General features: G+C 68.2%; 6 protein-coding genes. 4 read left to right on the top strand and 2 right to left on the bottom strand.

Annotated features, from left to right (window positions below):
• Positions 1-75: 75 nt before the first annotated feature.
• From smc to def, 4 genes are all read left to right on the top strand, one after another.
• Entirely contained in the window at positions 76-3,588 is a 3,513-nt protein-coding gene (smc, locus tag FFS49_RS05010; RefSeq protein ID WP_071334952.1) for a chromosome segregation protein SMC, read from the top strand.
• 85 nt (positions 3,589-3,673) lie between these two features.
• Positions 3,674-4,957 carry a cell division protein ZipA C-terminal FtsZ-binding domain-containing protein gene (locus tag FFS49_RS05005; RefSeq protein WP_105818667.1) on the top strand — a complete coding sequence of 428 codons (1,284 nt, stop codon included), beginning with the start codon at positions 3,674-3,676 and terminating at the stop codon, positions 4,955-4,957.
• A gap of 169 nt (positions 4,958-5,126) precedes the next feature.
• Complete coding sequence (gene ligA / locus FFS49_RS05000; RefSeq protein ID WP_105818666.1) at positions 5,127-7,202, top strand: NAD-dependent DNA ligase LigA; 2,076 nt, start codon at positions 5,127-5,129, stop codon at positions 7,200-7,202.
• Positions 7,199-7,732 carry a peptide deformylase gene (gene def / locus FFS49_RS04995; RefSeq protein ID WP_046545987.1) on the top strand — a complete coding sequence of 178 codons (534 nt, stop codon included), beginning with the start codon at positions 7,199-7,201 and terminating at the stop codon, positions 7,730-7,732. The genes ligA and def overlap by 4 nt, the downstream gene beginning before the upstream one ends.
• A gap of 81 nt (positions 7,733-7,813) precedes the next feature.
• Here def and FFS49_RS04990 read toward each other — a convergent pair whose 3' ends face one another.
• Positions 7,814-9,823: a pseudouridine synthase gene (locus FFS49_RS04990; RefSeq protein ID WP_105818665.1), complete on the bottom strand. Its 2,010-nt coding sequence runs from the start codon at positions 9,821-9,823 to the stop codon at positions 7,814-7,816.
• A gap of 16 nt (positions 9,824-9,839) precedes the next feature.
• Complete coding sequence (locus FFS49_RS04985; RefSeq protein ID WP_105818664.1) at positions 9,840-12,416, bottom strand: [protein-PII] uridylyltransferase; 2,577 nt, start codon at positions 12,414-12,416, stop codon at positions 9,840-9,842.
• Between the last annotated feature and the right edge of the window lie 8 nt (positions 12,417-12,424).

The following is a 12,424-nucleotide window of genomic DNA, read 5'->3' as shown; positions in this document are numbered from 1 at the left end:
TCGCGCGCATGGGCCGTCGGGCCTCGCGCAGTGCGGCTCCGTCCGTTTCACACCTTCTTCACATCCGATACCGCCGTGCGTCTGAGCTCGATCAAACTCGCTGGCTTCAAATCCTTTGTCGATCCCACGCATTTCCAGGTTCCGGGCCAGCTTGTCGGCGTGGTGGGCCCGAACGGGTGCGGCAAGTCCAACATCATCGATGCCGTGCGCTGGGTGCTCGGCGAGTCGCGCGCTTCCGAGCTGCGCGGCGAATCGATGCAGGACGTGATCTTCAACGGCTCGACCGCCCGCAAGCCCGGCAGCCGGGCCAGTGTCGAACTGATCTTCGACAACTCCGACGGCCGCGCGGCCGGCCAGTGGGGCCAGTACGGCGAGATCGCCGTGAAGCGCGTGCTCACGCGCGACGGCACGTCGAGTTACTACATCAACAACCTGCCGGCGCGCCGCCGCGACATCCAGGACATCTTCCTCGGCACCGGCCTCGGGCCGCGTGCGTACGCGATCATCGGGCAGGGCATGATCGCCCGGATCATCGAGGCGAAGCCGGAAGAGCTGCGCGTGTTCCTCGAGGAAGCCGCGGGCGTGTCGAAGTACAAGGAACGCCGCCGCGAAACCGAGAACCGCCTGCACGACACGCGCGAGAACCTGACGCGCGTCGAGGACATCGTCCGCGAACTCGGCGCGAACCTCGAGAAGCTCGAGGCGCAGGCCGTCGTTGCCACCAAGTACAAGGAACTCGTCGCCGACGGCGAGGAGAAGCAGCGCCTGTTGTGGCTGCTGCGCAAGAACGAGGCCGCCGGCGAGCAGCAGAAGCAGCAGCGCGCGATCGAGCAGGCGCAGATCGACCTCGAGGCGCAGACGGCGAAGCTGCGCGAGGTCGAGGCGCAGCTCGAGACGCTGCGCGTCGCGCATTACTCGGCAAGCGACGCGATGCAGGGCGCACAGGGTTCGCTCTACGAAGCGAATGCCGAGGTGAGCCGCCTCGAAGCCGAGATCAAGTTCATCGTCGAATCGCGCAATCGCGTGCAGGCGCAGATCGCCGCACTGAATGCACAGCGCGAGCAATGGCGCGCGCAGGCCGAGAAGGCGCAGGACGAGCTCGAGGAAGCCGAGGAAGCGCGCGCGATGGCCGACGAGAAGGCCGCGCTCGCCGAAGACAACGCCGCCGCGAAGCACGACGCACTGCCGGCGCTCGAAGCGAAGTGGCGCGATGCGCAGGCGCAGCTCAACGACGAGCGCGCCCGGATCGCGCAGACCGAACAGTCGCTTAAGCTCGAAGCCGCGCACCAGCGCAACGCCGATCAGCAGCTCCAGCAGCTTCAGCAGCGCCATGAGCGCCTGAAGAGCGAAGCGGGCGGGCTCGACGCGCCGGACGAGGCCCAGCTCGAGGAGCTGCGCATGCAGCTCGCCGAGCAGGAAGAGATCCTGGCCGAAGCGCAGGCGCGCCTCGCCGACGCGCAGGAAACGGTGCCGCGCCTCGATGGCGAGCGCCGTGCCGCGCAGGAGCGCGTGCAGGCCGAGGCCGCGCAGATCCACCAGCTCGAGGCGCGTCTCGCCGCGCTGAAGCAGCTGCAGGAAAACGTGCAGACCGAAGGCAAGGTGCAGCCGTGGCTCGACAAGCACGAGCTCGGCGCGCTGCCGCGTCTGTGGAAGAAGCTGCATGTCGAAGCGGGCTGGGAAGCCGCGCTCGAAGCCGTGCTGCGCGAGCGCCTCGCCGCGCTCGAAGTGTCGAATCTCGACTGGGTGAAGGCTTTTGCCACCGACGCACCGCCTGCCAAGCTCGCGTTCTACGCACCGCCCGCAGCCGGTGAACCGCCGGCGGCCGTGGCCGGCCTGCGTCCGGTGCTGTCGCTCGTGCGCATCGACGATGCGGGCATCCGCGCGGTGCTGAACGATTGGCTCGGCAACGTGTACGTCGCCGACGACGTCGCACAGGCGCTTGCGACGCGCGCGCAGCTGCCGGCAGGCGGCGCGTTCGTCGTCAAGGCCGGCCATATCGTCACGCGTGTCGGCGTGCAGCTGTATGCGGCCGATTCGGAGCAGGCCGGAATGCTGGCCCGCCAGCAGGAAATCGAAAACCTGACGCGCCAGGTACGTGCGCAGGCGCTGCTCGCCGACGAGGCGCGCACGGCCGCTGTCCGCGCGGAAGCCGCGCACACGCAGGCCACGCAGGCGCTCGGCGACGTGCGGGCGCAGGCCGAGCGCGCGACGCAGCGCGTACACGCGCTGCAGATGGACGTACTGAAGCTCGCGCAGGCGCACGAACGTTACACGCAGCGCAGCACGCAGATCCGCGAGGAACTCGAGGAAATCGGCGCGCAGATCGAAGAGCAGCGCGCGATGCGCGCGGAGTCGGAAGCGAATTTCGAGCGTTTCGACGGCGAACTTGCCGAACTGCAGGCGCGCTTCGAGGACAACCAGCTCGCCTTCGAAGCACTCGACGAGTCGCTGACGCAAGCACGTCAGGAAGCGCGTGACCTGGAGCGCGGCGCGAACGACGCGCGCTTCGCCGCACGCAATGCCGTGACGCGGATCGACGAACTCAAGCGCAGCATCCAGGTCGCGCACGAGCAGAGCGAGCGCGTCGCCGCGTCGCTCGAAGACGCACGCGCCGAGCTCGAGACGATCAACGAACAGACCGCACACACGGGCCTGCAGGACGCGCTCGAGATTCGCGCGGTGAAGGAAGAAGCGCTGCAGGCCGCGCGGATCGAACTCGACGACCTGACCGCGAAGCTGCGCGCGTCGGACGAGCAGCGGCTCGTCGCCGAGCGCTCGCTGCAGCCGCTGCGCGACCGCATCACCGAGCTGCAGTTGAAGGAGCAGGCCGCGCGCCTGTCGGTCGAGCAGTTCGCCGAGCAACTGACGACCGCCGAGGTCGACGAGGAAGCGCTGCGCGAGAAGCTCACGCCTGATCTGAAGCCGTCGTACCTGCAGGGCGAGGTCACGCGCCTGAACAACGCGATCAACGCGCTCGGCCCGGTGAACATGGCCGCGCTCGACGAGCTGAAGGCCGCGAGCGAGCGCAAGGTGTTCCTCGACGCGCAGTCGGCCGACCTGATCGACGCGATCACGACGCTCGAGGACGCGATCCACAAGATCGACCAGGAAACCCGCACGCTGCTGCAGGGCACCTTCGACGAGGTCAACCGCCACTTCAGCGACCTGTTCCCGCGCCTGTTCGGCGGTGGCCAGGCGAAGCTGATCATGACGGGCGACGAAATCCTCGACGCCGGCGTGCAGGTGATGGCGCAGCCGCCAGGCAAGAAGAACGCGACGATCCACCTGCTGTCGGGTGGCGAGAAGGCGCTGACCGCGACCGCACTGGTGTTCGCGATGTTCCAGCTGAACCCGGCGCCGTTCTGTCTGCTCGACGAGGTCGACGCGCCGCTCGACGACGCGAACACCGAGCGTTTCGCGAATCTCGTGCGCGCGATGTCCGACAAGACGCAGTTCCTGTTCATCTCGCACAACAAGATCGCGATGGAAATGGCGCAGCAGCTGATCGGCGTGACGATGCAGGAGCAGGGCGTGTCGCGGATCGTTGCGGTGGACATGGAAACCGCCGCGGGTTTTGCCCAGAATTGACGTTTGACGAAACCGGACCGCGTTCGCGCGGCGCATGGGCGCCCGTTCGCGGTTCCGACGAACAAGAATTGCTGATGGAGCGTGCATGGACGAGTTGACACTCGGTTTGATCGGCGCGGGCGCCGTCGTGGTGGGCGGCGTCGTGGTCTACAACGCATGGCAGGGTGCGAAGGTGCGGCGCAGGATGCCGCGTCCGATGCCGGAGGAGGCGGTCGAGGCGATGAACCGCCCCGAGCGCGAGGAAGAATTGCCGTTCATCGAGCCGGTGCGCCAGCCGGTGCGGCGCGAGCCCGCGGCACCGACCCCGGCGGCCGCCACGGGTGGCACGCCGGCCGAAGTCGCGCGCGTCGAGCCGACGTTCGGTGGAGCGGCACCTGCCGACACGCCGGCCGATCTGCAGGCCGAGGCGACCGGCGTCGATGCACCGGCCGAGTCGGTCGCGCCGGTTGCCGGCGAAGCAGCTGCGCCGGCTTCCGCGCACGACACGCACGCTGAACCGGCCGAGCCGGCCGAACCCGTGCTGCCGGCCGCCACGACGATCTCGTCGGCCCCGCCGGCGATCGTCGATCGCCGGATCGACTGCATCGTGCCGATCCGCCTCGGCGGGTTGCTGCCGGGCGACAAGATCCTGCCAGCCGCGCAGCGGCTGCGCCGCGCGGGCAGCAAGCCCGTGCACATCGAAGGCAAGCCCGAAGGCGGCCAGTGGGAGTTGCTGCAGAACGGCGTGCGCTACGAGGAACTGCGCGCGGCCGCGCAGCTCGCGAACCGCAGCGGTGCGCTGAACGAACTCGAGTTCTCCGAATTCGTGACGGGGGTCCAGCAGTTCGCCGACGCGATCGACGGCGCGCCGGAATTCCCGGACATGATGGAAACGGTCGCGATGGCGCGCGAGCTCGACGCGTTTGCCGCGCAATGCGACGCGCAGCTCTCGATCAACGTGATGTCGGACGGCGCGCCGTGGTCGGCGAACTACGTGCAGGCGGTCGCGTCGCAGGACGGGCTGCTGCTGTCGCGCGACGGCACGCGTTTCGTGAAGCTCGACGTGAAGCAGAACCCCGTGTTCATGCTGCAGTTCGGCGACACGAACTTCCTGCGCGACGACCTCACGTACAAGGGCGGCAACATGATCACGCTGGTCCTCGACGTGCCGGTCGCCGAAGAGGACATCCTGCCGTTCCGGCTGATGTGCGACTACGCGAAATCGCTGTCCGAGCGGATCGGCGCGCGGGTCGTCGACGATTCGCGGCGGCCGCTGCCGGAATCGACGCTGGTCGCGATCGATCAGCAACTGATGAAGCTGTACGCGAAGCTCGAGGAAGCCGGCATCCCGGCCGGTTCGCCGGTCACGCGCCGCCTCTTCAGCCAGTAACGCGCGCCCGGCGGGCGGCGGCTTTCGGCGCCGTCGCCCGTCGCGGCAATGCGGCGCCGTGCTTGTGTGCGCTGCAGCGGGCCCGCGCGGCATGCATCGCGGGCCCCCGCTGCGGCGTCAAACTGAGATAATCGGAAATCCGATTTTTCAGAACGACTCTGCCGCCAGCATGGCCCGAACCCAAGCCGAACCGCCAGCCAGCCAGCCCGACGTGCGCGCCGCGTGGCTGCGCGATCAACTCGAGCAGGCGAACTACGCCTACTACGTGCTCGACCAGCCGGATCTGCCCGACGCGGAATACGACCGGCTGTTCCGCGAACTGCAGCAGCTCGAAGCCGACCATCCCGAACTCGTGACACCCGATTCGCCGACGCAGCGTGTCGGCGGCGAGGCGGCCGGCGGTTTCACGCCGGTCGTCCATGACGCGCCGATGCTGTCGCTGAACAACGGCTTCGCCGACGAGGACATCGTGGCATTCGACAAGCGTGTCGCCGATGCGCTCGACAAGACGACCGATCTCGCCGGCTCGGTGACGGAGCCCGTCGAATATGCATGCGAACTGAAGTTCGACGGTCTCGCGATCTCGCTGCGCTACGAGCGGGGCGTATTCGTCCAGGCGTCGACGCGCGGCGACGGGACGACGGGCGAGGACGTGACCGAGAACGTGCGCACGATCCGCTCGATTCCGCTGAAGCTGAAGGGCAAGAACGTGCCGGCAGTGCTCGACGTGCGCGGCGAGGTGCTGATGTTCAAGCGCGATTTCGCACGCCTGAACGAACGCCAGCGCGCGGCCGAGCAGCGCGAATTCGCGAACCCGCGCAACGCGGCGGCCGGCAGCCTGCGCCAGCTCGACTCGAAGATCACCGCGCAGCGTCCGCTGTCGTTCTTCGCGTACGGGATCGGCGTGCTCGACGGGATGCCGATGCCCGATACGCACAGCGCGCTGCTCGACTGGTACGAGTCGCTCGGCCTGCCCGTGAACCGCGAGCGCGCGGTCGTACACGGCGCCGAAGGCTTGCTCGGCTTCTTCCGCAAGGTCGGCGAGAAGCGCGAGTCGCTGCCGTACGATATCGACGGCGTCGTGTACAAGGTCAACCGGCGCGACGAGCAGGAGCGCCTCGGCTTCGTGTCGCGCGCGCCGCGCTTTGCGCTCGCGCACAAGTTCCCCGCGCAGGAAGCACTGACCAAGCTCGTCGCGATCGACGTGCAGGTCGGCCGCACCGGCGCGATCACGCCGGTCGCGCGTCTCGAGCCCGTGTTCGTCGGCGGCGCGACCGTGACGAACGCGACGCTGCATAACGAGGACGAGGTGCGCCGCAAGGACATCCGGATCGGCGATACCGTGATCGTGCGCCGCGCGGGCGACGTGATCCCCGAGGTGGTCGGCGCGTTGCTCGACCGGCGCCCGGCCGATGCGGCCGAATTCGTGATGCCGACCGAATGCCCGGTATGCGGCTCGAAGATCGAGCGCCTGCCGGACGAGGCGATCGCGCGCTGCACGGGCGGCCTGTTCTGCCCGGCGCAGCGCAAGCAGGCGCTGTGGCACTTCGCTCAGCGTCGCGCGCTCGACATCGACGGGCTCGGCGAGAAGATCATCGACCAGCTCGTCGAGCTGAATCTCGTGCGCACGCCGGCCGACCTGTTCAATCTCGGCTTCGCGACGCTCGCCGAGCTCGACCGGTTCGCCGAGAAGTCGGCGCAGAACCTGCTCGACTCGCTCGAGAAGGCGAAGCACACGACGCTCGCGCGCTTCATCTACGGGCTGGGCATCCGTCACGTGGGCGAATCGACCGCGAAGGATCTCGCGAAGCATTTCGGCTCGCTGACGCCGATCATGGACGCATCGATCGAAGAGCTGCTCGAAGTCAACGACGTCGGGCCGATCGTCGCCGAGTCGCTGCACCAGTTCTTCGCGGAAGAGCACAACCGGACCGTGATCGAGCAGTTGCGCGCGCCGGGCAAGGTGACGTGGCCGGAAGGGCCGCCCGCGCCGAAGGCGCCGCAGGGCGTGCTGGCCGGCAAGACGGTCGTGCTGACGGGCACGCTGCCGACGCTCACGCGCGATGCCGCGAAGGAAATGCTCGAAGCGGCGGGCGCGAAAGTGGCCGGCTCGGTATCGAAGAAGACGGATTACGTGGTCGCGGGCGCCGAAGCCGGCAGCAAGCTCGCGAAGGCCGAGGAACTCGGCATCCCCGTGCTGGACGAAGACGGCCTGCACCAACTCCTGGAGGGTAATACGCCATGATTCGCGAGATCCTGAAGATGGGCGATCCGCGCCTGCTCGAAGTCGCCAAACCGGTCGAGCGGTTCGATACACCCGAACTGCACGAGATCGTCGCGGACATGTTCGAGACGATGCACCACGCGAACGGCGCCGGCCTGGCCGCGCCGCAGATCGGCATCGGGCTGCAGATCATCATCTTCGGCTTCGGCAACAACAACCGCTACCCGGAAGCGCCGCCGGTGCCGGAGACGGTGCTGATCAACCCGAAGATCGAGTACCTGCCGCCGGACATGGAAGAGGGCTGGGAAGGCTGCCTGTCGGTGCCGGGCATGCGCGGCGTCGTCAGCCGCTACGCGAAGGTGCGCTACAGCGGCTTCGACCAGTACGGCGAGAAGATCGACCGCGTGGCCGACGGTTTTCACGCACGCGTCGTGCAGCACGAATACGATCACCTGATCGGCAAGCTGTATCCGATGCGGATCACCGACTTCACGCGCTTCGGCTTCACGGAAGTGCTGTTCCCGGGGCTCGATCCGGCTTCCGACGATTGATTGGCCGACTTCTCGCAGACAAGAAAAAAGCCCGCTTGCGCGGGCTTTTTCATTGCGTGGCGCACATGGGTGCGCCCGCGATCAGAACGTCTCGTCGGCGGACAGATAGCGCCATTGACCCTGCGGCAGTGCGCCGAGCATCACGCGGCCCATCCGGATGCGCTTCAGGCCGATCACGTCGAGGCCCACCAGCTCGCACATGCGACGGATCTGGCGCTTCTTGCCTTCGCGCAGCACGAAGCGCAACTGCTCGCCGTTCTGCCAGCTCACCATCGCGGGCTTCAGCGCGACGCCGTCGAGCTCGAGGCCGTGGCGCAGCTTCGCGAGCGATTCCGCAGGGAAGTGCTGGTCGATGTCGATGAGCCGTTCGCCGAAGCGCACGCGCACCAGGTACTCCTTGTCGATGTCCGATTGCTCGCCGATCAACTGCTTCGCGATCACACCGTTCTGCGTCAGCACGAGCAGGCCGGTCGAATCGATGTCCAGGCGGCCGGCCGGCGCGAGCGCGTGCAGGTGCTGCGGCGAGAAGCGTACCGGCGAATGGTCGCCGCTCCAGCGGTTCGCGCGCGTGATCAGCACGGCCGCGGGCTCGTAGCCGTCTTCCGCCTGACCGGACACGTAGCCGACCGGCTTGTGCAGCAGGATCGTGACTTGCGCTGCCTGCGCGGCGCTCGCGCGTTCGTCGATCTCGATCTTCTGGTCCGCGCGCACCTTGGTGCCGAGCGTGTCGATGCGTTCGCCGTCGACGAGGACCCAGCCCTTTTCGATCCATTCGTCGGCTTCGCGGCGCGAGCACATGCCGAGCTCGGACATCCGTTTCGACAGGCGCATCAGACCCGATTCGTCACCGTAGTCGACGTCGGCGGCGGCGCGCTTGACCGGTTGCGCGGTCTTGACCGCGCCGAACGAGCGACGCTCGCCGTCGCGTGCGGGGCGGGCCGGGCGGTCGCCGAAGCTGCGCTTCGCACCTTCGCCGGCGGGCTTGTCGCGATACGACGGGCGCTTGCCGTCGTCGGCGCCTGCGCGGCGCGGGCGGGCATCGTCATCACGGCGCGGCGGGCGATCGGACGACGTGCGGCGGTCGCCGAAGCTGCGCTTCGCGCCTTCACCGGCTGCCTTGTCGCGATACGGTGCGCGTGCGTTGCCTTCACTGGAACCTGCACGACGCGGCCGTGAGTCGTCATCGCGGCGGGGCGGGCGATCGGAAGACGTACGACGGTCGCCGAAGCTGCGTTTTGCACCTTCACCACCTGCGTTGTCGCGATACGGTGCGCGTGCACCGCCTTCGCCACCTGCACGACGCGGCCGTGCATCGTCATCGCGGCGGGGCGGGCGATCCGACGACGTGCGACGGTCGCCGAAGCTGCGCTTCGCGCCTTCACCGCCGGCGTTGTCGCGATACGGTGCGCGTGCGTTGCCTTCACTGGAACCTGCACGGCGCGGCCGTGCATCGTCATCGCGGCGGGGCGGCCGATCCGACGACGTGCGACGGTCGCCGAAGCTGCGTTTCGCGCCTTCCCCGGATGCGTTGTCGCGATACGGTGCGCGTGCGTTGCCTTCACTGGAACCTGCACGGCGCGGCCGTGCGTCGTCATCGCGGCGCGGCGGACGATCCGACGACGTGCGACGGTCGCCGAAGCTGTGTTTCGCACCTTCCCCGGATGCGTTGTCGCGATACGGTGCGCGTGCGTTGCCTTCACTGGAACCTGCACGGCGCGGCCGTGCATCGTCATCACGGCGGGGCGGACGATCCGACGACGTACGACGGTCGCCGAAGCTGCGCTTCGCGCCTTCACCTGACGCGTTGTCGCGATAAGGGGCGCGCGTGCCCCGTTCCGCACCGCCGTCACGCGGCGCACGCTTGGCCGGTGCGCGATCCTCGCCCGGGCGCTCGGCGCCCGCGGCAGCGCGCGGCTTGAACGTGCGTTCGCCGGCGGCGGCCGGGGGCGCCTTCTTCGGCCGGGCCGGCTTGTCGCCGGCGGGAGGCGTAGCGGGACGCACCGCCTTGCGGGCGACGAGGCTGCCGGAGCGGACAGGGGCGCGGGTCGGCGACGCCGGCTTCGGATTCTTGACGGTTAATTTGGTGCGCATAAACGCTGGAATTCATTCAGACTGCGATCGCACGCAGCAATTCGGTTTCGAGCTGGATCTGCAGGCGGTTGTCGGACAGGCCGGCACCCGCGAGCAGAAAGATGTCCTCGACGCGTTCGCCGAGCGTGTTGATCCGCGCCGCGTGGACGCCGATCCGATGCTCGGCGAGTACGCGCGCGATCGAATAGAGAAGGCCCGGCCGGTCGTTGGCCGACACGGACAGGATGTAGTACTGGCCGCGCTCGTCGGCCCGCAGGTCGACGCGCGGCGTGATCGGAAACGTCCGGGACAGCCTCGACAGGCGGCCCTTGGACGGCTCCGGCAGCGGTGCGGTTTCGGTGAGCCGCGACGCGAGTTGCTGCTCGACGAGATTCGCGATGTCGCGATACCGCACGTCACGTTCGGTCTGCGTGACGATGAAGTTGTCGAGCGCATAGCCGTGCCGCGTCGTGCTGACGCGTGCGTCGAGCACCGACAGCCCGTTGCGGTCGAAATACGCGCAGATGCCCGCGAACAGGTCGGGGCGATCCTTCACGTACACGAGCACCTGCAGCGCGTCGCCGATCGGCGACGGCCGCGCGCGGACGATCGCGGTTTCGGCATTCACGTGCCGGTACAGCACGCGTGTCTGCCACGCGATGTCGGCCGCGTCGTGACGCAGGAAGAAGCCGACATCGAGCTGATCCCACAGTGCGCGATGCGCGTCGTCGGGCACGGTCTCGAGGCGCAGCAGCGCGAGCGCCTGCTCCTGCCGCGACTTCAGCTCGGAATGCGCGTCGGGGCTGGCCCCGCCGAGCACCGCGAGCGTGATGCGGTAGAGGTCCTCGAGCAGCTTGCCCTTCCACGTGTTCCATACCTTCGGGCTCGTGCCGCGGATATCGGCGACGGTCAGCAGGTACAGCGCGGTGAGGTAACGCTCGTTGCCGACGACTTCGGCGAAGCGCTTGACGACCTCGGGGTCGCTCGTGTCCTGCTTTTGCGCGACCTGGCTCATCGTCAGGTGATGCTGGACGAGCCACACGATCAGCGCCGCATCGTCGCCGGCGATGCCGTGCTCGCGGCAGAAGCGCCGTGCGTCGGCCATCCCGAGCGTCGAGTGGTCGCCGCCGCGACCCTTCGCGATGTCGTGGAACAGCGCCGCGACATACAGCACCCACGGGCGCTCGAAGTTGCCGATCAACTGGCTGCAGAACGGATATTCGTGCGCGTGCTCGGCCACCGCGAAGCGGCGGATGTTGCGCAACACCATCAGGATGTGCTGGTCGACCGTGTACACGTGGTACAGGTCGTGCTGCATCTGGCCGACGATGCGGCGGAAGTTCAGCAGGTAGCGGCCGAGCACGCTCGTCTGGTTCATCAACCGGAACGCGTGCGTGATCCCTTCGGGTTGCTGAAGGATTCGCATGAACGTGTCGCGGTTCTGCGGATCGCGGCGCCACGTGTTGTTCATGATCTCGCGCGAGTTGTACAGCGCGCGCAGCGTGCGGGCGGACAGGCCCTTCACGCCGCGGGTCGTCTCGTACAACAGGAATGCTTCGAGGATCGCGTCGGGGTGGCGTTCGAACACGCCGTCGTCGACGATCTCGAGCATGCCCTGCTTCTCGACGAAGCGGTCGGGCGACAGCACGCGCGTGATGCCGCTCGTCGCGGGGAACAGTTGCGCCTCGATGTTCTGGATCAGGATCGTGGCGAGCTGCGTGACGGCTTTCGCGGCCCAGTAATAGCGGCGCATCAGCTGTTCGCTCGCGCGCTTGGCCTGCGTCGGCTGGTAGCCGAAGCTCTCGGCGGCCTGCGTCTGCAGGTCGAACACGAGCATGTCCTGGCGGCGGCCGGCGATCACGTGCAGCCGCGCGCGCAGCGTTTTCAGGAAACCTTCGTTGCGGCGCAGCTCGCGCGCTTCACGATCGGTGATGAGGCCGCGCGTGTCGAGTTCGCGCCAGCTGCTGCCGAAACCGGCCGCGCGCGCGATCCACAGGATCGTCTGCAGGTCGCGCAGCCCGCCCGGGCTTTCCTTCACGTTCGGTTCGAGGCTGTACGGCGTGTCCTGGCACTTCGCGTGGCGCTGCCGCATCTCGAGCACCTTCGCGGTGAAGAACGCGCGGGCGTCGAGCGCCTCGCGGTAGCGCACCGTGAAACGCTCGAACAGCGCGGTGCTGCCGACGATGCGGCGTGCTTCCAGCAGCGAGGTCTGCACCGTGACGTCGTGCGACGCCTCCTCGATGCACTGCGCGACCGTGCGCACGCTGCTGCCGATCTCGAGGCCGAGATCCCACGCCATGCCGATGAAGCGCTCGATGCGCGCGTCGAGGGCCGGATCGTGCGCATCGGGCAGCAGCACGAGGATGTCGACGTCGGAATAGGGCGCGAGCTCGCCGCGCCCGTAGCCGCCGACGGCGACGAGCGCGAGCGTCGCGGGCAGGCCGCAGTCGTCCCACACGCGCTTCAGCGCTTCGTCGGTGAGTTTCGACAGCGCGTGCATCAGCGACGCGACGTTCGCCGCGCGGCGAAAGCGCTCGAGCATCTCCGTCTTGGCGGCCTTGAATTCGGCGCGCCGCGACAGCGCTTCGGGCGGGGGGGCAGCGTGAGCGCTCATGGGCGGCC

The organism is Burkholderia sp. 4NA327C6 (assembly GCF_005502655.1).
GTDB classification, from domain to species: Bacteria; Pseudomonadota; Gammaproteobacteria; order Burkholderiales; family Burkholderiaceae; genus Burkholderia; species Burkholderia contaminans.
Note: the sequence above shows the minus strand (reverse complement) of the source record. Positions and strands in the feature narration are given on the sequence as shown.

Coding starts and splice junctions, on each gene's coding strand:
- FFS49_RS05005 (WP_105818667.1), top strand. CDS start 3,674: ATGGACGAGTTGACACTCGGTTTGATCGGCGCGGGCGCCGTCGTGGTG.
- FFS49_RS04990 (WP_105818665.1), bottom strand. CDS start 9,823: ATGCGCACCAAATTAACCGTCAAGAATCCGAAGCCGGCGTCGCCGACC.
- FFS49_RS04985 (WP_105818664.1), bottom strand. CDS start 12,416: ATGAGCGCTCACGCTGCCCCCCCGCCCGAAGCGCTGTCGCGGCGCGCC.
- ligA (WP_105818666.1), top strand. CDS start 5,127: ATGGCCCGAACCCAAGCCGAACCGCCAGCCAGCCAGCCCGACGTGCGC.
- def (WP_046545987.1), top strand. CDS start 7,199: ATGATTCGCGAGATCCTGAAGATGGGCGATCCGCGCCTGCTCGAAGTC.